Consider the following 22,490-nt stretch of genomic DNA (forward strand, 5'->3'; position numbering starts at 1 on the left):
TTACGATGAAGACTTATAAAAGAGTTTTATCCATAGCCGGTTCGGATAGCGGAGGCGGAGCCGGAATTCAAGCCGACTTGAAAGCGATCTCCGCTTGTGGTTGTTTTGCCATGACTGCCATAACTGCCGTAACCGCTCAAAATACCGTGGGAGTGAAAGCCATAGAGCCTCTCCCCGTTCATGTTATTGAAGCACAGATACGGGCTTGTCTGGATGATATCGGTGCTGATGCCGTGAAAATCGGTATGTTACATTCTGTTGATGTCATTCGCGCGATAGTAAAAGTATTGCAGGATTATCCTGTAAAACATATCGTGGTTGATCCGGTTATGGTAGCAACTTCCGGTGATCTTCTCGTTCAGCGAGAGGCCATCGCGGTGCTTCAACAGGAACTTTTCCCGCTTGCCTCCGTGATTACCCCGAACACGTTCGAGATTGAAATACTGTCCGGAATGAAGATTAACACGCAGGAAGACCTGTACGCTTCCATCCCTAAAATGAAGAATATCGGAGCCAGCAATATTCTCTTGAAAGCAGGACATCTGGAATGCGAGGAAATAACCGATGTGCTGGTTGATTACAAGAACGATCGGGAATACCGGTACACCATGAAAAAAATCAATACGGTGAACACGCATGGTACGGGATGTTCACTATCATCCGCCGTTGCCGCGTATCTCGCTCACGATTACTCCATGGAAGAGGCCGTGCAAGCTGCTATTAATTACTTGCATGGGGCAATAGAAGCTGCCGCGAATTACCGGATCGGGCATGGACACGGGGCTGTTCATCATTTTTACAAGTGGTGGGAATGAAATCGAGGGGCCGCAATTGCAGCCCCTCGAAATATATAGTGTGGTTGTCAATGTGTTTTAAACCAACGGAATACATTACGTACTGTTTTATCCAGCACGAGCGGGTCATCAAAATATTGGGCATGAGTCACAGAACCTTCCCAAATCGCTAACTTCTCTTCCGCTCGAATCGTGTCATACACGCGTTGAGCCGCTTGATATTCTTTCTCGTTTTCACCGCCATGAATAACAATGGTAGGTATTTTTACTTTGGAAGCCTCTTTCCGCTTGTAACAACCGGACACGAGGGCTATCGCTTTTAATCGTTTATCCGCTTCCGTACCTGCCAACACCTCGTTGGTACCGTTACAAATACCGATAGCGTATAATTTATCCGGATCAACCTCGTCCTTTAAACTCAAGTAATCAATAGCGGCTCTCACGTTTTGAGTTTCTTCCAACCCCAATACAACGTAACCGTAATTTGCCAGTCTAGTGGCATATTGTAATGATACCGGGGTATTTGACGTATTTTTGGGTCCTAAAACAATGATTGCCGGTTTTCTCCCTTTTTCTTGTGGGTTACACAACCATCCTTTGCTGTCTATGCCTTTATCTGTTAAAGTGACGTCTTCGCATCTATAAGTTCTCATACAATTTCCATGTTAAGTGAATTTGCTCTTTAATACGGAGAGTGAATAAGCAAAGTTACACTAGCAAAGTATAAAAAAACAAAAATCTATTCGAGTTACCAAATAGATTTTTGTTATGAATTACAAATCAACAAATTAAAAGTTTTATAAAACAACTTGTAACTCGTGAACCTGTAACCTGCAACATCAAGGCTTTGCCTTGATTATTTAAAATACCGGTTGTAAAGTCCTTCAAACCCTTTCCCGTGGCGTGCCTCGTCTTTGCACATCTCGTGAACAGTATCGTGGATTGCGTCCAAATCCAACTTTTTAGCTAAAGTAGCGATCCGTTTTTTATCCTCGCAGGCTCCTGCCTCTGCTTCCATACGTTTTTTCAAGTTCGTTTTGGTATCCCACACGCATTCTCCCAGCAACTCGGCAAATTTGGCAGCATGTTCCGCTTCTTCCCACGCGTAACGTTTGAATGCTTCAGCGATCTCCGGGTAACCTTCACGATCTGCTTGACGACTCATTGCCAAGTACATCCCGACTTCAGAACATTCCCCGTTAAAATGAGCTCTTAATCCTTCCAAAACTTCCGGGTCAACGCCTTTGGCAACGCCTAAACGATGCTCGTCAACAAAAGTCAACGCTCCCTCGGTTTCTACCAATTCTTTAAATTTGCTCTTCGGTTGTTTACATTGAGGACAAAATTCTGGAGCTTCATCTCCCTCGTGAACATAGCCACATACTGTACAAATAAATTTTTTCATAACGCACTTTGTTTTAATTATTAATTATATGATTTTTCCTTTTTCTTCCGCGCATTTTTTGCAATACCCTTTATAATAAAGGTGTGTTTCCGTGATGAGCAATTCTCCTACCCCGTCCAACACGATTGCTTCTCGGTTCTCGATCGGGATGTCGTACACGCACCCGCATCCTAAACACATGAAATGAGCATGATCGCTCGTGTCTACGTCAAACCGAACATTCTTTTCATCAATCACGAGAGCTTTTATCGCACCTTGCTCCATGAACAACCGCATAGTATTGTACACGGTCGTTTTCGACAAAGTAGGCATCGTCGGGTACAAAGCCCCGTATATCTCGTCAGCCGTGGGATGCACCCTATTCTTCATGAGATATTCCATGATAGCCATTCGTTGTACGGACGGTTTAATATCATATTGTAGCATGTACTCTCTCGTATCTTGAATTGTACTCATTGCTAATTTGTAATTGTTACAAAATTATATCGAGTGCAAATATCGTTATCTTTTTTATAATCGCAACATCTTCTTGTTGATTTTACTATAATTTAGAACCATTCCAATTTTAACGTTTCACGCTTCTGTTCAACAGAGATAAATAAGTATATTGCTTACCAATGGATTATCCAACTTTAATCTAGGGTTATCCCCGGGTAATAAAACCTCACACCCTTTACGAAACACTTATACCCCGCTTACAACATCACTAAACGGGATACTTGTAAGAGGGTTAAAACTGATTTGTAAGTAAGTTGAGCAAAGATAACCCCGAAATAACCCTTGATTAACACTAGAAACAATACTTATTACGAATACATTGAAATATTCAACTTTTTGTATTACACTTGAAATATTTTTATAGATTTGCATCATGTTTTTCATAGGACCATCGGTTAATATATTTGTCTACTTGCTTGTTTCGGCTTTTTTCGTGGTATGTTTCTACCCGAAAGAACAAACAAAGCTCCCGGAAGCGCTTCCGGGGAATACGGTTCATTTTTATAATTTAACCGGTAATCACGTACTCCATTATGAGGAAGTACATGAAAAACAAACAAAAACTGAAGTCAAGAAAATATTTATCCCGCGTATTGATAGTCCGGAGCGACTATATTATACTCCCCCCGCGGAATCCAAGGCTCCGTGTCTAACCTTGAAAACGTTAAGGGCACCCCCGACGTGTCTGTATTTTATAGTGTCCGTTATGTATTTAACTTAGGACAAATGATTGACACATCAAACAATTTAATCATTGATAAAAATATGCGAAAATTATATAGCTCTTTGCTATTTATGACAATTTGCGGTTCTTTATCAGCCCAACGTTCACAGGTAATGCAGTCGGATGATACCACTTTTAGCGCTATCAAACAATTGCAGGAAGTGACTATCACCGCCGAGAAAAGAGAATTGTCTATCAGCGAAATTCCTGTCGCACTTAGTGTTATTTCGGGAAAAAATCTGCTGAATGAAAATACACCAGATTTGCGTAATCTGTCGGGTATGATTCCCAATTTTTACATGCAGGAAGGTGGGTTAAAACTCTCCACCCCGCTTTACGTGCGCGGAATAGGAACCGTTTCGGGAACGCCGCCCGTGGGCTTATACGTGGATGGAGTTCCGGTCTTTGACAAGAACGCCTTTATTTTCGATCTATATGATATTAAACAGATCGAGGTACTGAGAGGTCCGCAAACCACTCTGTACGGGAGAAATAGTATTATCGGGTTGATAAATATCAGAACCAATCCCCCCGCCTCGAAACTTACCCTACAGGCAAAAGCCGGGGTTTCGAGTTATAACTCCCAGAACTACATGGTAACGGCAAATCTGCCCGTCCGGAATGTAGTATACAATAAATTGTCTTTTTCTTACAACCGAACAGACGGGTATTTCAAGAACGATTTCACGGGAGGAAAAACCAATAAATCCGATTCTTACAACTTGCGCTATCAAGGACAATTATACACGAATGATACTTGGCAAGTGGCTTTAGGCATAAATTATAATCATAGTTTTGATGACGGATACGCCTATCATGCTATTGATTCACTGAAAGTACATCGCTACCGGGTGAATTATGATGCCGATGCTTCTTACAAACGGGACTTGGCTTCCGCCCACGTGAACGCACGGAAAACTTTTGACCGAACGACATTAAGCTGGATTACCTCCTATTCATGGACAAAAGACAAGCAGGAATTGGATGCCGATTTTACATTTCATGACGTGTTCCGAAACGGGAAAAAATCAAAGCAGAACTTGGTTACACAAGAGATCAATTACCAGTCCACCGAGAGTGAAAAATTGGATTGGACTGTCGGGACATTCGGTTTCTACAAAGATTTGACGAACGATTATCTGGCTACTTTCGGGACTGAACGCCATTTATTGCTCCCCTTGGATTTGGATAAGACGTTGTATTACAATAACACGAGTACGTGGGGTATCGCAGGTTACGGGCAAGTCACTCTAAAAAATCTGCTTCCCGGTGTATTTGTCACCGTGGGATTACGATATGATTACGAGAAGGCATCACTCGATTACAAGGATAGCTTGTTATTCCACAAGGCAAACAGCTTTTCTGGGTTCCATGATTGGGAGGAAGATAACTCGTACAGCGCTTGGCTGCCGAAATTCTCCGTGTTGAAAAAGTGGAACGGGCAACTATCGGCTTATGCCAGCATAGCCAAGGGATACAAAGCGGGAGGCTATAATATCATAGCGAATGATATGACCTCGCAGGTCGTAAAATTGGAGTATGATAAGGAAACCCTTTGGAATTACGAGATCGGGACAAAGTATTTCAGCCAAAACGGACGTTTCAACGTGAATGCCGCTATTTTTTATATTGATTGGAAAGATCAGCAAATCTTCGTGATGGAGATGATGGGACCGATCATAAAGAACGCCGGAGATGCACGTAGTTTCGGTGCGGAAATGGATCTGACATGGGAATGCATGCCTCACCTCACCTATTTTCTTTCATCAGGGTACAGTAATTCCGAGTACTATCACCATTTGACTAAAGCATACGAGGGTAATAAAATCGTGATGGCTCCGGAATTTACGTTGAACACGGGATTCTCTTACCAAAAGAAAGTGAAAACACCTTTATTTCAGTCTTTCATGGCAACGACTTCCGTGACAGGTTTTGGCAAACAATATTTCGACGAAGCAAATACCTTGAAACAAAATCCTTATTTCTTGTGGAATATGAATTTTGGCGTTTCAGGGAAATACATAGACTTTCACGTGTGGGGGAAAAATATCTTGAATAAAGCCTTTTTCTGCTACATGTTCAACAGTCCGGTAGGCAAAAACTTACCCGAATACCTGAATTCCGGTCAATCCGGAGCTCCATCACGATTCGGGGCATCGATAACCATTAAAATTTAAATGACAAATCTTTTAATTAATCTAGTATGAAAAACAAATTAATGTATTTAGTAGCTGTGTTATTTGCAGCATTCGTGTGCTTCTCGTGTAGCGATGATGACAAAAATGATGGTGATGAAGAACTCACTGGAGTTTGGAATTATGGTTCAAAAGGTGATGTATATTTAGAATTAGAATATGCGGAAAATAAAATTGATATAAGCGATTTCCTTAGTATACTACCTGCTGAAATAAAAGCTGCAATTGCTGTTTTATATCCGGATGGAAAAATTCCAGTAGCTGATGTAAAAAAACTTTTAGCACCTTATGCTAAGCAACAAATGCAAGAGTATTTCAGAGGGATCAATTTTTTATCTGATAGTGAATTAGAAATCCTAATCACTAAAGACAAGAAAGATCAAAAGATTAAAACCACTTACGAGATACAGGGAACTGTACTTAAAATCAGCACTCAAAGTGAGGATTTCAAAACGATAACCAATAATATGATTCCCGAAGCAGTAGCGTCTATTGATTTGAATTATTTCTTCAAAGATGGAAAATTAACTCTTTATGTGAATACAACATATGCAAAAACTATTATTAGTATGATTCCCCGTATACTAGTAGCAGCAGAAGTTATTCCCGAAGAAGTTTTACCCGGTGTTACAACTGCAGTACAGAACATTTCCAACAAAATCACTAAATTAGAATTTGGTCCCGTCCTTGTTCGCTAATTCATACTTTTCCCCGGCCACTAACATGCCGGGGAAAATTTTAAAATTCCAAACGCTTCATAGCATTTTTATATATTCCTAAGCATTTCTCCTAAATTATTTGTTTTTAAGTATTTTCGTCGGATACCCCTCTATATTATTGGTTTCTTTCCATTTTTATCTTCATATTCTCTAAAAATATCTTCCGATTAATGAAACTTTTTTTATAACTTATCGTTTCTATCCATTAGAATTACTAAATTTAAAGACAGTTTAATTTAAAACATAAGGATATGAAACCAGAAGAATTTAAAGATTTAGACGTGTTGATATCATCTGATATGATCAACAAAAGAGGTGCAGACAATAAATTTCAATTACCTGCTCTCCCCTACAAGGAAAATGCATTAGAACCCTATATTAGCGAGAGAACGATTCAATACCACTATGGTAAACACCTTGCTACCTATATCACGAACATGAACAACCTGATTGCCGGAACCGAGTTTGAAAAAATGTGTCTGGAAGGTATCGTGATCAAATCAGAGGGCGGAATATTCAATAATGCCGCACAAACTTACAACCATATTTTCTATTTCGAAACATTCCAACCGCATAATGCGGCAAAGGTTGCTCCTACCGGAAAAATAAAAGAATTGATAGATAAATCGTTCGGGAACTTTGATGCTTTCAAAGAAGCGTTTGCCAAAGCAGCCACTACCTTATTTGGTTCGGGTTGGGGCTGGTTGGTTGTAGACAAAGACGGGAAATTGGAAATCATGCAAACAAGCAACGCCGATACCCCATTGAAACATGGCAAGAAACCGATATTAACCATCGATGTTTGGGAGCACGCTTATTATCTGGACACTCAGAACGCTCGCCCGAAATACATCGAGAACTATTGGAATATTATCAATTGGGACGTTGTAAACAAACGACTGGCATAAAAGATAATCTATACTACACTTTTAACCTAGTCATGAGCGGAAGAAAAATTCTTCCGCTCATGACTTTTATAGCCTCTCCGGAATCTCTTTCGATAACTATTTTTCTATAATCTCCATCATTCTTTTTATAAAACCCATTACTTAACAAAGCCTTTATCGAGAACGTGTTTTCTTCAGAAGGGTCTGCCGATATTTCACGCCCACCAATTTCAATGATTTTTTCTTCCAACTTCTGAATAACTATTTTGCCGATACCTTTATTCAGGTACTCTTCTTCACCAATCAAATAACCAATTTCATAAGTGTGGTTCTCTTCGACAACGTCTCTATACAAGCTCTCAAAATCATGGCCTTCTTCCTCTAAATCTTTCAGAAAGAAACAATCAGCATAAAGGCAATACCCTATTTTCCTATCTTTATAGTGAATAATAAAATGTTTTATAAAATCATACTTACCATTTCTATTATTTACTTCATCCAACCAAGCCTCTCTTTGTTCTTCTCCATTCGGGCACAACCATTTGTAGATATATTCCTTGTTCAGCCAACTATTAAACAAGGGTATATCTTCATTAAACAGAGGTTGTAATATGATTTCGTTTTTATATATCATAAACTAAAGATCTTTTTCAGTACAACTCTTGTCTGCCAATAAACACAAAGGAATTATTGATTAGTACCATAAGACGATATTTATACTCAATATGCGAAGATAATTATTGTCTTATAATAATTATAGCCGATTACATAAAACTATAAAGTCCGTAAAATCAAAATATACTGATTTTACAGACTTTATAAGCAAGTATATTGCAAACCTCTACCGAATGATCTCCATCTCCTCGATCAGATGTTTTGCCCCGGCGTACTTGTCAATGATGAAAAGCACGAAGCGAATGTCAACCGCAATATTCCGACAGATTTCCGGACTGTATTGCATATCCGACATCACACCTTCCCATGCACGGTCAAAATTCAAACCGATTAGGTTACCCTCGGCATCCAATACCGGGCTACCGGAGTTACCGCCCGTCGTATGATTGGTAGCAATGAAACAAACCGGTACTTCCCCGTCTTGCGTGTACGGACCGAAATCCCGATTCTTGTAAAGATCCCGTAATTTTTGAGGTACATCATAATCGTAGATATTCGGGTTATCCTTTTCCATAATCCCTTTCAACGTGGTATACGGCGTGTAATAGACGGCATCCAAAGCCTTGTAACCGGACACTTTACCGTAAGCAATTCGTAACGTGGAATTAGCATCCGGATAGAACACTTTATCGGGTTGCATCTCCATCAAACCGGCCATCCACAACCGATTCAGAGTAACCAACTCCCGTTCTATACGACTTAACTCGGGATTGATTTTTTCGGAACGTAAGTTTTGAATTCCTTCCATCATTTGGTAAATCGGATCCTTCTCGAGCTTTTTAACCGTTTTGGCGTTCAATTTATCCACGAAGGCCAACAAGCGCTCTTCATGAGTAAAAATGGATTTTTTGAAAACATCTGCCGCATGGCGTTCGTAATTATTTCCTTTGATATCACGAATCACTCCCGGAATCCATTGCTCTCCTAAATCCTTGTTATTATACAATTTAAGCATTTCAACCAGAATACGTTCATCCGTGGCAGGATCATAATCTTTATAAAAGGACGTCACATAATCTTTTATCGTTTGCTTGAACTTATCCTTGTCCTCAGCTTTGTCAAAATACTCCAAAGCTCCCTTTATATTCCGGGCCAGACCTATCACTTCAGCACCGTTTAATCCGGCTTCCATCGCGTAAGCCGCGGCAAGAATATATTCCTCGCGGGCTGCATATAATTCTTTATAACGATCGGTCAAACCGATATACTGAGATTTCCCGTTCGCTTGTGCCCATTGATTGAAATTCTGTTCCAGAACACGTTTATTATCCGCCGTGTTGAAACGATCTAATCCCTTAATCTCCCCTTGCCATTTCTTCCATGCGTTAGCCACGTTGGCAGCTTTAGCGGCATATTTAATACGTAATAACTCGTCAGACTCCATAGCTGCATTGATCACGTCCAGTTTTGCCGTCCGAATCTTGATCTTGTGCGGGTCTTCCACGTTCGCTATCTGGTCGATAGCATAAGAAGTCAAGTACTCGTTCGTTGTTCCGGGATAACCGAATACCATAGTAAAATCACCTTCTTTCACACCCCGTGCAGAAACTTTGAAAAATTTAGCCGGTTTGTAAGGAACATTATTCGGTGAAACCGCTGCCGGTTCATTATCCGGTCCTGCATAAATACGGAGAACGGAAAAATCACCCGTGTGACGAGGCCATGTCCAATTATCCGTGTCCCCGCCGAATTTGCCGATAGCCGAGTTAGGAGCACCTACTAAACGTACATCCCGGAAGATTTTGAAAATAGACATGAAATATTGATTCCCGTTGAAATAAGGTTTGATATTTGCTTGTAAATTTGTGCCTTTAACAGCTTCGGCTTCCAACTTACGGCTAATCTCTTTTACCTTCTCTGCCCGTTCTTGTTCAGACATATTATCGTTCAATGCGGCATTGATTTTATCCGTCACGTCTTCCATTCGCACAAGGATTGAAGCCGTGGTGCCGGGATTCATCAACTCTTCTTGTAACGACTTTGCCCAAAAACCGTCACGCAAGTAATTATGTTCCAAACTCGAATGAGCTTGTATCATTCCGAAAGCACAATGATGATTGGTTATCATTAATCCTTGGTCACTCACGATTTCCGCAGTACAGAAATGCTGAAAAGGCGACCCCTCTCTTCCCAATCCAACCACGGCATCTTTCAACGAAGCCTGATTGATATCGTAAATATCTTCAGCAGTTAGTTTAAAACCGGTCTTTTGCATGTCTTCAATGTTGTATTTTTTCAACAACATCGGGATCCACATCCCTTCATCAGCAAAACCCGGTAAGGCAATCAGAATGAAAGCCAAGAAGCATAATGTAATTTTTCTCATTTACTGGTATTTTAAATAGTTATATATATTTAGAATTGTAACATTCGCAACGTTTCATACAACTTCTGCACCGGAAGTCCCATGACATTGTAAAACGATCCCTCGATACGTTCGATACCGATGTAACCAATCCATTCCTGTATACCATAAGCTCCCGCTTTGTCAAAAGGTTTATATGTATCCACGTAATATTCTATTTCTTCGATAGATAGCGCTTTGAAAAATACATTTGTAAAAGACGAGAAAGACAATTGTTCGGTACATGTCGTGACGGAAACCCCGGTCACCACCAAATGACGGGCACCGGACAATTCCTGCAACATACGTATGGCATCTTCCCGACCGGTAGGTTTACCCAGTATTTTATCATGAATACAAACTACAGTATCGGCAGTAACCAACACTTCATCGGGTTTTAATTCATCTCGAAAAGCCTCGGCTTTCACCCCTGACAAGTATTCAGGAACTTTCTCCAAAGCCAACCCGTCCGGATATTTTTCTTCTACATCTTTTAATCTAACCTCGAAAGTAAACCCCGCGTCTTTCATTAATTGTTGTCTTCGGGGAGACGCGGAAGCTAATACAAGTTTATAATTCTTTATAGAGTGCATTTCTGTCATAAATTATTTAAGCGTTGTATGAACAAACAGACTCAGTAACATGCATAAAACCATAAGTGTCCGAATCAATCGTAACTGAACTTTCATACATCCCTTGCGGCGGATAACCAGCGCGTACCCGATATAAGGTAAAATTAGAAATATTACCATATATATTCCGGCAAGCACACTTTCCGAGAATTTCCACAAGAAAAACGCAATCAAGGAAGAAATTACCAGTATCGTCAATCCTGTCAATAAAGTTCGCGTGGCAGAAATTCCCCATTTCACGGGTATTGTAGTGATTCCTTCTGCCCGATCGCCATTCACGCTGTAAATATCCTTGTTGATCTCGTATATCAACATGTTAAAGAACAAAAGATACGAGAAACAAAGTGTCCAATAGAATACCGAAGCAAATCCGACATGGGTTTTCACGACAACATCCGAGTACACGTCACTCAACAGCGGTATTTCAAACGTGATAACCGTCAAAGGAATCAATCCCGCCAAAAAGGCAACGCATAAATTACCCCATATAAAATACTTTTTGAAGCGGGAAGAATAAAACCATAGAATAAGGGAAATAATCAAAAATAGAAATACGATTTCACTGTGCTGAATACTTTGCGCGAGATAAAACGCTATCCCCACGGCAACCACGTTCAACAAGGTATGAAGCGTGATAGCAGTGCGACGACTGATTGTTTTCCCCACAATCACATGCCTGCTACCCGAAATCCGGTCAGCCTTGGTATCAAAATAGTCGTTTATCACGTAAGCAGCCGATACCAGACAACACACGGCAATCACCAGAAGCGAAAAATCACGTTCCGGCATTTGTAACGAGAAGCCTTCCTTGTTCAAGACAGGCAGAACAACCAGATAACGCGTGGTATACATCGTGAATGCCGTGAAAGCAATTGTTCTTAATCGTATTAATTTGAAAATTTCCAACATACGTCAGTTATTTGTCATTACATGCATTTCACGTGACACTGGGTATCCATCCATTCCCCTTTGGCTTTCAGTACTTGGGCTACAACATCACGCACGCATCCCAATCCACCCGGGGTATCTGATATATAGCGTGAAATCGATTTGATTTCCTCGCAAGCATCTGCCGGACATACAGGCATTCCCACTATCGTCATCACGTTGTAGTCTGGTATATCATCCCCCATATACATCACGTTTTCAGGATTCAAATTATATTTTTCGAGAAACTCGTTCAACGCTTCCACCTTGTTTGCCACCCCTAAATAGACTTCCGTAACGCCCAACTTGTTAAAACGTTCCTTTACCCCGGGAGCATAACCACCGGAAATAATACACACGGGATATCCTTTTTTCACGCAATACATCATGGCATAACCGTCTTTCGTGCAAGATGTCCGTACCAAATCTCCCTCCGGGGTTATGTTCATCTCGTGACGAGAGAAAACACCATCCACGTCAAACGCGAAAGCTTCCACTTTTTTCAATTCTTCTTTGAACAGTTTCATGTTATATCATTTTAATTTTATCTACCATAATGTCGGCATATCCACGCTTTCCGCGGGAGATGCTTTCGAATCATCCGTTCCCTCTTTCACTTGCGCCTCTTTGATTCCGTCCGACAATAACGTGTATATCTTCAATAAATCTTTATTATTCTTCAACATGCTCTTGTGCATATTCATAATTCCCTCGTCTCCCCGTCTTGCAGGTCCGGTTTGTGCTTCTTCCGGCGTCAACAACATCACTTTGTGCGCAGTTTCGAATATCAACGGACGCAACATCGCGAATGACAATCCATGTTCTTCCAGCAATTTTCCCGCCACACTATACAAATAATTCGGGAAATTGCAGGCAAAAACGGCAGCGAGGTGTAATTCTTTGCGCTGCATAGAATTTATCGCGTATATTTTACCGGATAACTTCTCTGCCAACATCTTGATTTTTCCTAAAACATTCGGCGAACTCCCCTCGATACACAAAGGAATCTCATCAAAATCCAAATCCCTTTTTTTCGAAAAAGTCTGAACCGGATACAGTACACCATAATTCTTTGAGTAAGGCTTGAGTATATCCATCGGCAAACTTCCGGAAGTATGTAGTAACAACGCTTCTTCTTTAATTCTAATTGTCTTTAACAAAGACGCTAACGAATCATCACTTACACAAAATATATAAATATCTCCATCGGGATAAATCTCGCTCATTTCTGCCGTGTAGGCTATTCCCGTTTTCATTCCCAGCAGGCGGGCGGATTCAAGCGTGCGGCTGTATATCTGACATAAATTCTCCCCTGCTTTTAATAAGGCTGCCGCTAAATGATGTGCCACGTTTCCCGCTCCAATCAATATGATTCTCTCTTGTTCCATAACTAATAAGCAATATTTTTAGGTGGTAAAACCCCACTTTTCAACGCTTCCAGCAAGCGTTCGCATGCTTTGCATATATCCTCGTAAAAAATCTCTGATATCAACACCAATTTCCCGTTGGTCATTTGCAAATGCTTATACCCGTTGGTATTTTCCGATTGATTCAATAGAATCAAATCCCCACCGGGAATAAACGTGTGAGTCATTTGGTTGCGTAGTTTATCATACAGGAAAGAATTGTCATTCAATTGGCGGTAACGTCCCCCGAACAATTTCTTCACGGCAAGAGAAAAACGTTTGGCCGATTGTCCCTTGGCCTTCATAGGTTTGTTATCCAAGAAACTCCCCAATACCTCAATAGCCTGTCCCATGATGACAAACTGCATGTATGACAGCCCGACACCTTGTAATTTAGCAATTTCTTTTTCAACCACTTCACGCAAAAAATGCTCGCTTCTTTCTATTTGTTCTTCTGCTTCCATATCATAGTCAAAAGTAACGCGAATAATCGAAAGTTACAAATATGATTTTTATAAACATTTCTGTCTATATAATCGTTTTAAACCATAAATTTGCACCGCGATAACTAAGGAGATAAATTATGATGCTATTTAACAACCAACCGATAGATAATAAAGAATATTCCGAAGATATTTTAAATCACGGATTAAGTATATATGAAGTCTGCCGAGTTTTTAGAGGCAATGTCATTTTTATGAATGACAACTTGTTAAGGTTGGATAATTCAATTAAAAAATCAGGTCTGGATATAGACTTGACAACCTTGCGCGTGGAAGAAAAACTGAAGCGTTTGATTGAACTCGAACATATCAAGGAAGGTAATATAAAATATGTACTACACGTTTCCCCCACGGGAATTGACGAGTATGTTTACCAGATAAAACACTCCTACCCGAGAGAAGAAGACTATCAGCACGGAGTTGACACGGTAACTTGCCGTGCCATGCGGGAAAACGCCGAGGTCAAATACATTAATTCCGGTTTGCGGGAAATGACAAATAAAATCATCGGCGAACAAGGCGTACACGAGGTATTACTCATTGACAACGAGAATTTTATCACGGAAGGCTCTCGCTCCAACGTATTTTTTATCAAAGACAATACCTTGTTCACGGCACCACTCCCTCATGTATTACCCGGAACAAGTCGCAAGCGGGTACTGATCATCTGTCAGGGAAATAACATCCGGGTTGAAGAAAAACGAGTGGCTTACAAAGACTTATCCACTTATGAAGCAGCCTTCATCACGGGTACTTCTCCATTGGTATTGCCCATATTGCATATAGACAATATTACCTTTGATCCTCACCATCCTCTGCTTGTCCGAGTTATGGAATATTACTTCGATTTGTTAAATAAGAATTTTTAGAACTGTTTTACACGAATTTGTTTTGATAGGAAATACATTTTTCTTAATATTGCAAGCGTAACATCCTTTTGTCATAGAATGTTACGCTTTGATTTTTTAATAGCATATAATGAAATACACGATACTACTGATATTAATTTTTGTTGTACTTATTACTATCCCTTGGAAATCTCACCCCGAAAAGATCCAAGTTGAAGAAATTCCCCCTCAGGATACGTTAGCCATAGCCATACATGATTTATTCACCAATGAATATTCCGATCTTGACGAAACCAAACGTTTAGATAATACCATCGAACGATTTATGCGTCAATGGGAAATAAAAGGTGCATCGTTGGCGATTATGAAAGACGGGAAATTAATTTACAGTAAAGGATACGGGTATGCGGATGAAGAAAACGGAATAAAAACAGACGTGAATCATATCTTCCGTATTGCTTCGGTTTCCAAATTAATCACCGCGGCAGGCATCATGAAGTTAGTCGAAAATGGCAAACTATCTTTGGATGACAAGGTTTTCGGAGAGGACGGGATATTGAACGACACGACGCTATATTACCCGATCAAGGATAAAAGAGCCAAAAACATTACCGTTGAAAATTTGCTCCGGCATCAAGGTGGTTTCACCGCACGTTACGGAGATCCGATGTTCAATCCCGTGGATATCGCGAAGAAAATGGATGTTCCCGCACCTGCCGACCTCAACACGGTTATCAAGTTCGTATTATCAAGACGTTTGGGTTTTACTCCCGGCACAAGTACCAATTATTCCAATGTGGGGTATGGTATCCTGACCAAGATCATCGAGCAAGTTGCCGGGGAAGATTACGAACGCTTCATTCAGGATAATATCTTAATCCCCGCAGGATGTTATGATATGCATCTGGCACATAATCTTTATGAAGAACGTTATTTGAACGAGGTACGTTACTACGAACAGGCGGATGCCGATCTAATCCGTGCCTGTGATGGTAGAGATACCTTACTCCCTCGCAGTAACGGCGGAAATAACATAGAAGCTCTTTCCGGAGCCGGTGGTTGGGTAGCCTCTCCTACTGAATTATTATGTTTCTTGGCCGCGATAGACGGGGACGATTCCTATCCGGATGTATTAAGTCAGAACAGCATCAACACCATGGTTAGTTGCCCGGGTTTCTCTTTGCCTATCGGTTGGATGAAAACAAATGGTCGCGGAGATTGGTTACGTTCCGGTACATTGGCTGGCACCAGTGCAATGCTCAAGCGTCAACATGATGGTTTTTGTTGGGCTTTCGTGACAAACACAAGTAATTGGACCGGACCTCATTTCCCGCAGAAAATAGAAAGCATGGTATACCAAGCAATGAACCGGGTAAAAGAATGGCCGGACAGAAATTTGTTCGATCCTGCCTATTGCAAAAACTTCCATGACAAGAAAAAACTGTTGGCAGACGATAGAAGCACAAAATTCGGACCTCCCTTGCCCGATAATATTTAAGCGATGAACTTTTTGAACGGACGTCATATTCTGATCGCTCCCAATGCTTTCAAAGGGAGTATAAATGCTTTTGATTTTTGTAAAGTCGTGGCGGCGGAATTTGAAGAATGTGGCTTGTCTACCGTGTCGCTCCCGCTGGGTGATGGCGGCGATGGAACTGCCGAAATAATTGCATGGTATTTAGACGCGATTCCCGTTAAAACGCTGACAAAAGATGCATTGGGAAGAGAGCATACCGCATCCTATTTTATGCATGAAAATACCGCTATCATAGAACTTGCGGCTGCCTGCGGTCTGAAACACTTGAAACGGGAAGAATATGACATTTTAAACGCAACTACAACCGGATTCGGAATATTAATAAACCATGCAATAGCACACGGGGCAAAGGAATTAATTCTTTGTGTCGGGGGAAGCGCCAGTGTTGATGGCGGTACCGGGGCTCTTTTGGAAATGGGTTTGACAATTGTAGACGAGGATAGTAAAAACAATAACCATATTACAGATATTAAGGATATTGACATAGAATACTTACAGCAAAAATTTAAAGATATCCGTATAACTATTCTTTGCGATGTTGACAATCCGCTTTGCGGGCCGAAAGGAGCCGCATCCGTGTTTGGTCCACAGAAAGGTGCCTCTCCCGAACAAGTTATCATGCTGGATAAACAATTGCGTTATTTTGCCGATTTACTACACGCTAAAACAGGCAAAGAAGTGTATAACTTGAAACATGGCGGTGCGGCGGGAGGCATCACGGCAGCCATGTATGCCTTGTTGAATGCCCGTCTTGTATCCGGCTCATCATATTGCCTTTCTCTCGCCCGTTTCCGGGAACATCTATCCGGAGCGGTTGTCGTCATCACGGGGGAAGGTAAAATTGATCTACAATCGCTTTATGGCAAGATACCCGGTACGGTAGCTTCCTTGTGCAGAGAGCGAAATATACCGGTTTACGCTATTGTAGGACTCGCTGAAAAACAGGCAATTCCCTATTTCGACAAAGTGTTCACCTTGGTCACTTATGCCCGTTCCGTACACGACTCCATCACGAATACCTCCCATTACTTGAAACTGGCGGTACAAGCGATGATTGATACTTTATATTTATCGGCTTATTCGGATTGATTCTCTATTACAAATAAATTATCACTTTTTCTTTGAGTTTTGCTTACAATTTATAAATTTTGCAGCCTCAAAACGTGCGAAAAAGAATAATTATTAATATAAATATAACAGTTAGAACTATGTCATTTAAAATTCTCGCGATTAACCCGGGTTCAACATCCACGAAAATCGCTATATTCGAGGACGAAAACGAGAAGTTTGTAAAAAACATTAAGCATTCAGCAGAAGAGATTGCCCAATTCGACAACGTGGCTTCTCAATTCCAATTTAGAAAAGATATCATTCTCTCCGAATTAAAAAACGCCGGATTTGATATTAACGAAATTCAAGCCATTGTTGGAAGAGGTGGTTTAGTTAAACCTATCGAATCTGGTGTATATGAGGTAAATGAAGCATTAATTCATGACTTGAATAATCCCCCTCTTGGTGAACATGCTTCCAATTTAGGCGGTTTAATCGCAAACGATATCGCTAAATCGCTTAAAAACGGAGCGAAAGCATATATCGCAGACCCAGTTGTTGTTGACGAATTGCAAGATGTGGCACGCATCAGTGGTCATCCGGCATTCAAGAGAGTTTCAATCTTCCATGCATTGAACCAAAAAGCAATCGCTCGTACCTATGCCAAAGAAATTGGCAAAAAATACGAGGACACGAATTTAATCGTGGCTCACTTGGGTGGTGGTGTTTCCGTTGGAGCACACCTGCAAGGACGTGTTGTCGACGTGAATAACGCATTGGACGGGGACGGTCCGTTCTCACCGGAACGTTCAGGTTCTCTCCCGACCGGGCAACTCGTGAAACTTTGTTTCAGCGGTACCAAAACGGAAGCCGAAATCAAGAAAATGATTAAAGGCGAAGGCGGCTTGGTGGCTCACTTGGGCACAAATGATGCTTATGAGGTAGAAATGAAAGCCAAAGAAGACCCGAAATACAAATTAATTCAAGATGCCATGTCCTATCAGGTTGGTAAGGCAATCGGTGCGATGGCTGCCGTGTTGAAAGGTAAAGTGGATGGAATCCTGTTGACCGGGGGAATCGCTTACAATCCTTTCCTCGTGGATTACGTGAAAGAAATGGTGGGTTTCATCGCTCCCGTGAAAGCTTACGGCGGAGAGGATGAAATGAGAGCTCTGGCGATGAACGGCTTAATGGTTCTTCGAGGTGAACTTACCGGAAAGACTTACAAGTAAATAAATAATTTAGGATTAGATAGTTTGAAAGTCCGCTGGAAATAATCCGGCGGACTTTTATTTTCATCACTCGTTAGCTCCAAAAACAAGGCTGTAAAGCTTTAATTAATACAAATTATTTGTAGTTTTGCAAAAACCAAAACTCGAAGTAAAAAATGAAGAAGTCTACTTATTCACTTAACATGTTAAGTCTGTTACTTGTATTTGTCATATCCGGAAATAGTATGGCGCAAGAAACATCCTTAAAGAAACAAGATTTAAAAACAAAGGCAAAAGTAACCTCATTCTTCTCCGCTTACCTGTCCGGTAAAAAGAAAGTATGTGAAGATAAAGCCACCCTCAAATTGTCGGACGTGAAGAAAATGCAGAATATTGTATGGGAGGCTTGGAAAGATGCCAATAATAACTTCACGGAAGAGAAATTAATCGACCTCGAAAAATTGGATAACACGAAATCCGGGAAATGGACTCTCCCGGCAGAACTTGAACCCAACGCTATTATGCCTTATTACTGGGGATTTAAAGGTGAAACAATCCCTGAAAACGGATACCCGTTATACTTGTACACGCATGGATCGGGACACAAGGATGCCGAGTGGAAAACGGGAATCAGTATATGTAAGAATTTTGATGACGCTCCCTCTGTTTACTTTATTCCCCAAATACCAAACATGGGAGATTATTACCGTTGGTGGCAAAAAGCCAAGCAATACGCATGGGAAAAGATGCTTCGTCTGGCCTTTGTTACCGGCAAAATAAATCCCAATAAGGTCTACTTTTTCGGAATTTCCGAAGGTGGATACGGTAGTCAGCGTCTTGCTTCATTCTATGCCGACTATTTAGCCGGAGCGGGTCCCATGGCAGGTGGTGAACCACTGAAAAACGCACCTGTCGAGAACTGCAGGAATATTGCTTTTTCTTTACGCACAGGAGCCTTGGACAGGGGATTTTACCGGAATAAACTCACCCAATACACAAAGGACGAATTTGATAGATTAGAAAAATTATACCCGGGAAGTTTTATTCACTATATCGAACTCATCCCCGGTATGGGACACGGCATAGATTACAAACCCACTACACCTTGGTTGAAGCAATATACCCGTAATCCTTATCCAAAATTCGTGAGTTGGGAGAATTTCGAAATGGACGGATTGTACCGTGACGGATTCTACAATTTAGCCGTGAAAGAACGCTCAAATGATGATACCAAATCCAGAACCTATTACGAATTAAATATCATGGACAACCATATCGCCCTCAAAGCAGATGTGGTAACTTACAAAGCCACGGAAATAGACCCGAACTGGGGAATTGAACTCAAATGCGAGAAGAATTACCAACCCGCTACCAAAGGAAAAGTAATCATTTACCTGTGTGAAGAATTGGTAAACTTGGACAAAGAAATAACCCTAACTGTCAATGGTAAAGAGGTTTTCAAAGGAAAAGTTAAACCGGAACTCAAACACATCGTGAATAGTTGTGCAACATTCTTTGATCCCGCGAGACTTTATCCTGCGGCCATTGAAGTAGACATCGCAAATCTATAGAGACCACCATATTAAAGAAAAAGACGGTGTAAAAGAGAGACCATCCAACTCTTTTACACCGTCTTTTTATATAAAATATTGAAGGCAATTCTTCACCATTAACGCTATTCCAATCTTTATCGCGTTCTCATCCGGTGACATTTTCGGGTTATGCAACGGGGGCATATTCTCTTGCTCCGGCGGACGAACTCCCAATACCCAAAAAGCCCCGGGAATCTTTTCCAAATAAATAGCAAAATCCTCCCCTAAAGTGAGATGATTCATCGAAATCACGCGGTCTTCTCCCAAAAGTTCTGTCGCATTATTAGTCACGAATTTTGTCAGTTGCTCGTCATTCACAAGTACGGGCAACCCGTTCCAAGTTTTATCCATGGTAAAAGTACATCCATACAACTTACAAATCTCTTTGGACTTTTGTTCTATCAACTCGAATAGCCGGTAACGCAATGTATTATCATGTGTCCTGACCGTTCCCAAAACTTCCACTTTATCGGGAATTACATTATTGCATGTTCCCCCGTGCACGGAAGTAATCGAAATCACGGCTGGAATCAAGGGATCACGGAATTTAGTGACTAAAGTCTGGTAGAATTGAATCAAACAAGCAGTTGCCAGAATCGGATCTGAGCCCATGTGAGGCATTGCCGCGTGAGTTCCTTTCCCTTCGACGGAAAAGATTATATTATCGGAAGAAGCAAAAAATGCCCCCGAACGGATTCCGATTGTTCCGGTCGGCAAATTAGGAAAAACATGCTGCCCGAATATAGCTTGCGGCACAGGGGCTTTCAATAACTCCGGCAACAAAAGACGGGCCCCACCCGGTCTTTTCTCTTCACTGGGTTGGAATATGACCTTTACCATCCCGTTCAACTCCTGTTCCCGTGATTTTAAAACAACAGCAGCCCCCAATACCATAGCCATGTGCATATCATGCCCGCAAGCGTGCATCATTCCCGGATTCAGAGAACAAAACGGCAATCCGGTTTCTTCTGTTACCTTCAAAGCATCCATATCCGCACGAATAGCCACACACTTCTCCCCTTGCCCGATCATCGCGATAACACCGGTCCCGACGGTACGGTATACAATTCCGTATTTATCCAATACTTTTGTAATATAACGCTGTGTTTCCACCTCCTGCATGGCAAATTCCGGATGCTGGTGAAAATGACGCCTGAATTCCACGGCTAACGGAAAAATATCTTCTACACTCATATTTAATCCTGTTGAAATACAACTACTCTTTTATATGTATCAAAGCATTCGCCAATATAGCGGTAAGACCTCCCGTGGTAATTCCCGATGAAAAAATATTCTTTATCGTATCCGGGCAATAAGCCAGTATCTCCGGGATCAATTCAACACTTAACCCGAGTGAAAAACTTAAAGCTATCACGAGAGTCGCTTTCCGGTTAATATTCTGGGAAGCAATAATCCGGATTCCAGCTGCTGCCACCGTCCCGAACATCAACAAAGTAGCACCACCGAGCACGGGTTCCGGCATCAACGAAAAGACCAGCCCCACGGCAGGGAAAAGACCTAAAATGACCAGAAAAGCAGCAATATAATATCCCACGTATCGACTGGCAACACCTGTCAATTGAATCATCCCGTTATTCTGGGCGAAAACGGAATTCGGGAAAGAATTGAAAACCCCGGCCAAAAAAGAATTAAAACCATCCGCCAAAATACCTCCCGAGGCACGCTTGATAAACTTCTCTCCTTCCACCGGCTCACCGGAAATCATGGAATTTGCCGTAATATCCCCGTAAGCCTCAATCGCCGTGATCATATAAATCAAACCGATAGCTATAAAAGACGACCAGTCAAAAGCCAATCCGTATTTGAACGGTACCGGAATATTCACACCGGAATAGCTCTGTACCGAGGAAAAATCAATCATTCCCATGAAATAAGCGATAACATACCCGACAACCAACCCGATCACGATAGAACTCATCCGGAGATATTTGTTCGTGCTCCGGTTAAAAAAGATAATCAGCACCAACACCAATGCAGCCAATCCGAGATACTCGAAACTACCGAACGTGCCGTTAGCTTTCGCCCCTACACCACCTCCGCAAGCTGTTATCCCGACTTTCACGAGGCTCATTCCGATCAAAGTGACCACTATCCCGGATACCAACGGAGTGATAATTCTTTTAGCGTATTTAAGTATGCGGCTAATCAGCATTTCCACCACGGAACCTGCCATACACACCCCGAAAATCAAAGGCAGTCCCCCCAGTAATCCCGTTGATATAATAGGTCCGATAAACGAAAAACTGGTTCCTTGAATACACAATAACCCGGTACCGATAGGCCCGACTCGTTTACACTGAATAAACGTAGAAATCCCGGATGCGAAAAGAGCCATCGAAACAAGAAAACCTGTCGTTTCCAAATCAAGATTCAAAGCTCCCGCGATAATCAACGGCGGAGTAATAATAGCGACAAAAATAGCCAACAAATGCTGTAACGCGGCAAAGAACGCTTCTTTAAAAGGTGGCCGATCTTCAATTCCGTATATAATGGCAGAACTCACTTGTTTATTCGTGCTCATA

Annotated in this window: 21 protein-coding genes; 9 read left to right on the forward strand and 12 right to left on the reverse strand. The window is 41.4% G+C overall.

Annotated elements, in window-relative coordinates; genetic code table 11:
* The first annotated feature begins 5 nt into the window (after nt 1–5).
* A complete protein-coding gene (gene thiD / locus CS948_RS14770; RefSeq protein WP_099292469.1) occupies nt 6–815 on the forward strand; it encodes a bifunctional hydroxymethylpyrimidine kinase/phosphomethylpyrimidine kinase in 810 nt (269 codons plus the stop codon).
* A 47-nt stretch (nt 816–862) separates the two neighbouring features.
* On the opposite strand, the gene CS948_RS14775 is transcribed toward thiD, so the two are convergent.
* The 3 genes from CS948_RS14775 to CS948_RS14785 all read right to left on the reverse strand — a co-directional run bounded on the left by CS948_RS14775 (nt 863) and on the right by CS948_RS14785 (nt 2,655).
* Nucleotides 863–1,447: an alpha/beta hydrolase gene (locus tag CS948_RS14775; protein ID WP_099292470.1), complete on the reverse strand. Its 585-nt coding sequence runs from the start codon at nt 1,445–1,447 to the stop codon at nt 863–865.
* Between the two features lie 203 nt (nt 1,448–1,650).
* Nucleotides 1,651–2,199: an NADH peroxidase gene (locus CS948_RS14780; RefSeq protein ID WP_027202454.1), complete on the reverse strand. Its 549-nt coding sequence runs from the start codon at nt 2,197–2,199 to the stop codon at nt 1,651–1,653.
* Between the two features lie 24 nt (nt 2,200–2,223).
* Nucleotides 2,224–2,655 (reverse strand): Fur family transcriptional regulator, encoded by a 432-nt coding sequence (locus CS948_RS14785; RefSeq protein ID WP_099292471.1) that lies wholly within the window; start codon nt 2,653–2,655, stop codon nt 2,224–2,226.
* An 807-nt stretch (nt 2,656–3,462) separates the two neighbouring features.
* On the opposite strand from CS948_RS14785, the gene CS948_RS14795 reads away from it, so the two are divergent.
* The 3 genes from CS948_RS14795 (at nt 3,463) to CS948_RS14805 (ending at nt 7,243) form a co-directional block, all read left to right on the forward strand.
* The gene (locus CS948_RS14795; protein WP_255302027.1) at nt 3,463–5,598 is read left to right on the forward strand and encodes a TonB-dependent receptor; all 2,136 of its coding nucleotides are present in this window, start codon (nt 3,463–3,465) and stop codon (nt 5,596–5,598) included.
* A 26-nt stretch (nt 5,599–5,624) separates the two neighbouring features.
* Nucleotides 5,625–6,314: a hypothetical protein gene (locus tag CS948_RS14800; protein ID WP_141560962.1), complete on the forward strand. Its 690-nt coding sequence runs from the start codon at nt 5,625–5,627 to the stop codon at nt 6,312–6,314.
* Between the two features lie 320 nt (nt 6,315–6,634).
* The gene (locus CS948_RS14805) at nt 6,635–7,243 is read left to right on the forward strand and encodes a superoxide dismutase (protein WP_099294551.1); all 609 of its coding nucleotides are present in this window, start codon (nt 6,635–6,637) and stop codon (nt 7,241–7,243) included.
* Between the two features lie 13 nt (nt 7,244–7,256).
* Here CS948_RS14805 and CS948_RS14810 read toward each other — a convergent pair whose 3' ends face one another.
* The 7 genes from CS948_RS14810 to CS948_RS14840 form a co-directional block, all read right to left on the reverse strand.
* Nucleotides 7,257–7,856 (reverse strand): GNAT family N-acetyltransferase, encoded by a 600-nt coding sequence (locus CS948_RS14810; protein WP_099292475.1) that lies wholly within the window; start codon nt 7,854–7,856, stop codon nt 7,257–7,259.
* A gap of 207 nt (nt 7,857–8,063) precedes the next feature.
* Complete coding sequence (locus CS948_RS14815) at nt 8,064–10,223, reverse strand: S46 family peptidase (protein WP_099292476.1); 2,160 nt, start codon at nt 10,221–10,223, stop codon at nt 8,064–8,066.
* Between the two features lie 29 nt (nt 10,224–10,252).
* Entirely contained in the window at nt 10,253–10,843 is a 591-nt protein-coding gene (locus CS948_RS14820) for a Maf family nucleotide pyrophosphatase (RefSeq protein ID WP_099292477.1), read from the reverse strand.
* 3 nt (nt 10,844–10,846) lie between these two features.
* On the reverse strand, nt 10,847–11,782 hold the full coding sequence (locus CS948_RS14825; protein ID WP_099292478.1) for a geranylgeranylglycerol-phosphate geranylgeranyltransferase: 936 nt from the start codon (nt 11,780–11,782) through the stop codon (nt 10,847–10,849).
* Between the two features lie 17 nt (nt 11,783–11,799).
* Entirely contained in the window at nt 11,800–12,327 is a 528-nt protein-coding gene (locus tag CS948_RS14830; RefSeq protein ID WP_099292479.1) for an HAD family hydrolase, read from the reverse strand.
* A 21-nt stretch (nt 12,328–12,348) separates the two neighbouring features.
* The gene (locus tag CS948_RS14835) at nt 12,349–13,188 is read right to left on the reverse strand and encodes a Rossmann-like and DUF2520 domain-containing protein (protein ID WP_099292480.1); all 840 of its coding nucleotides are present in this window, start codon (nt 13,186–13,188) and stop codon (nt 12,349–12,351) included.
* A 2-nt stretch (nt 13,189–13,190) separates the two neighbouring features.
* Complete coding sequence (locus CS948_RS14840; RefSeq protein WP_099292481.1) at nt 13,191–13,670, reverse strand: hypothetical protein; 480 nt, start codon at nt 13,668–13,670, stop codon at nt 13,191–13,193.
* Between the two features lie 122 nt (nt 13,671–13,792).
* Here CS948_RS14840 and CS948_RS14845 point away from each other — a divergent pair, with 122 nt between their 5' ends.
* The 5 genes from CS948_RS14845 (at nt 13,793) to CS948_RS14865 (ending at nt 19,926) form a co-directional block, all read left to right on the forward strand.
* Nucleotides 13,793–14,578, forward strand: a complete 786-nt coding sequence (locus CS948_RS14845) for an aminotransferase class IV (RefSeq protein WP_255302107.1) — start codon at nt 13,793–13,795, stop codon at nt 14,576–14,578.
* A gap of 109 nt (nt 14,579–14,687) precedes the next feature.
* The gene (locus tag CS948_RS14850) at nt 14,688–16,055 is read left to right on the forward strand and encodes a serine hydrolase (protein ID WP_099292483.1); all 1,368 of its coding nucleotides are present in this window, start codon (nt 14,688–14,690) and stop codon (nt 16,053–16,055) included.
* 3 nt (nt 16,056–16,058) lie between these two features.
* Nucleotides 16,059–17,183 carry a glycerate kinase gene (locus CS948_RS14855; protein ID WP_099292484.1) on the forward strand — a complete coding sequence of 375 codons (1,125 nt, stop codon included), beginning with the start codon at nt 16,059–16,061 and terminating at the stop codon, nt 17,181–17,183.
* A gap of 119 nt (nt 17,184–17,302) precedes the next feature.
* A complete protein-coding gene (buk, locus tag CS948_RS14860) occupies nt 17,303–18,376 on the forward strand; it encodes a butyrate kinase (RefSeq protein ID WP_099292485.1) in 1,074 nt (357 codons plus the stop codon).
* 155 nt (nt 18,377–18,531) lie between these two features.
* Nucleotides 18,532–19,926 carry a hypothetical protein gene (locus tag CS948_RS14865; RefSeq protein ID WP_099292486.1) on the forward strand — a complete coding sequence of 465 codons (1,395 nt, stop codon included), beginning with the start codon at nt 18,532–18,534 and terminating at the stop codon, nt 19,924–19,926.
* Between the two features lie 66 nt (nt 19,927–19,992).
* Here the strand turns inward: CS948_RS14865 and CS948_RS14870 are convergent, their stop codons facing one another.
* A complete protein-coding gene (locus CS948_RS14870; RefSeq protein ID WP_099292487.1) occupies nt 19,993–21,141 on the reverse strand; it encodes a M20 family metallopeptidase in 1,149 nt (382 codons plus the stop codon).
* 22 nt (nt 21,142–21,163) lie between these two features.
* A complete protein-coding gene (locus tag CS948_RS14875) occupies nt 21,164–22,489 on the reverse strand; it encodes a nucleobase:cation symporter-2 family protein (protein ID WP_099292488.1) in 1,326 nt (441 codons plus the stop codon).
* Between the last annotated feature and the right edge of the window lies 1 nt (nt 22,490).

It is taken from the genome of Butyricimonas sp. Marseille-P3923 (assembly GCF_900184685.1).
Lineage (GTDB): Bacteria > Bacteroidota > Bacteroidia > Bacteroidales > Marinifilaceae > Butyricimonas > Butyricimonas muris.

What these genes read in the sequence shown, in the direction of transcription:
- CS948_RS14785 (WP_099292471.1), bottom strand. Translation starts at nt 2,655, where the DNA reads ATGAGTACAATTCAAGATACGAGAGAGTACATGCTACAATATGATATT.
- CS948_RS14810 (WP_099292475.1), bottom strand. Translation starts at nt 7,856, where the DNA reads ATGATATATAAAAACGAAATCATATTACAACCTCTGTTTAATGAAGAT.
- CS948_RS14780 (WP_027202454.1), bottom strand. Translation starts at nt 2,199, where the DNA reads ATGAAAAAATTTATTTGTACAGTATGTGGCTATGTTCACGAGGGAGAT.
- CS948_RS14800 (WP_141560962.1), top strand. Translation starts at nt 5,625, where the DNA reads ATGAAAAACAAATTAATGTATTTAGTAGCTGTGTTATTTGCAGCATTC.
- CS948_RS14795 (WP_255302027.1), top strand. Translation starts at nt 3,463, where the DNA reads ATGCGAAAATTATATAGCTCTTTGCTATTTATGACAATTTGCGGTTCT.
- CS948_RS14840 (WP_099292481.1), bottom strand. Translation starts at nt 13,670, where the DNA reads ATGGAAGCAGAAGAACAAATAGAAAGAAGCGAGCATTTTTTGCGTGAA.
- CS948_RS14845 (WP_255302107.1), top strand. Translation starts at nt 13,793, where the DNA reads ATGCTATTTAACAACCAACCGATAGATAATAAAGAATATTCCGAAGAT.
- CS948_RS14775 (WP_099292470.1), bottom strand. Translation starts at nt 1,447, where the DNA reads ATGAGAACTTATAGATGCGAAGACGTCACTTTAACAGATAAAGGCATA.
- thiD (WP_099292469.1), top strand. Translation starts at nt 6, where the DNA reads ATGAAGACTTATAAAAGAGTTTTATCCATAGCCGGTTCGGATAGCGGA.
- CS948_RS14825 (WP_099292478.1), bottom strand. Translation starts at nt 11,782, where the DNA reads ATGTTGGAAATTTTCAAATTAATACGATTAAGAACAATTGCTTTCACG.
- CS948_RS14850 (WP_099292483.1), top strand. Translation starts at nt 14,688, where the DNA reads ATGAAATACACGATACTACTGATATTAATTTTTGTTGTACTTATTACT.
- CS948_RS14820 (WP_099292477.1), bottom strand. Translation starts at nt 10,843, where the DNA reads ATGACAGAAATGCACTCTATAAAGAATTATAAACTTGTATTAGCTTCC.
- CS948_RS14835 (WP_099292480.1), bottom strand. Translation starts at nt 13,188, where the DNA reads ATGGAACAAGAGAGAATCATATTGATTGGAGCGGGAAACGTGGCACAT.
- CS948_RS14875 (WP_099292488.1), bottom strand. Translation starts at nt 22,489, where the DNA reads ATGAGCACGAATAAACAAGTGAGTTCTGCCATTATATACGGAATTGAA.
- CS948_RS14870 (WP_099292487.1), bottom strand. Translation starts at nt 21,141, where the DNA reads ATGAGTGTAGAAGATATTTTTCCGTTAGCCGTGGAATTCAGGCGTCAT.
- buk (WP_099292485.1), top strand. Translation starts at nt 17,303, where the DNA reads ATGTCATTTAAAATTCTCGCGATTAACCCGGGTTCAACATCCACGAAA.
- CS948_RS14855 (WP_099292484.1), top strand. Translation starts at nt 16,059, where the DNA reads ATGAACTTTTTGAACGGACGTCATATTCTGATCGCTCCCAATGCTTTC.
- CS948_RS14830 (WP_099292479.1), bottom strand. Translation starts at nt 12,327, where the DNA reads ATGAAACTGTTCAAAGAAGAATTGAAAAAAGTGGAAGCTTTCGCGTTT.
- CS948_RS14865 (WP_099292486.1), top strand. Translation starts at nt 18,532, where the DNA reads ATGAAGAAGTCTACTTATTCACTTAACATGTTAAGTCTGTTACTTGTA.
- CS948_RS14805 (WP_099294551.1), top strand. Translation starts at nt 6,635, where the DNA reads ATGATCAACAAAAGAGGTGCAGACAATAAATTTCAATTACCTGCTCTC.
- CS948_RS14815 (WP_099292476.1), bottom strand. Translation starts at nt 10,223, where the DNA reads ATGAGAAAAATTACATTATGCTTCTTGGCTTTCATTCTGATTGCCTTA.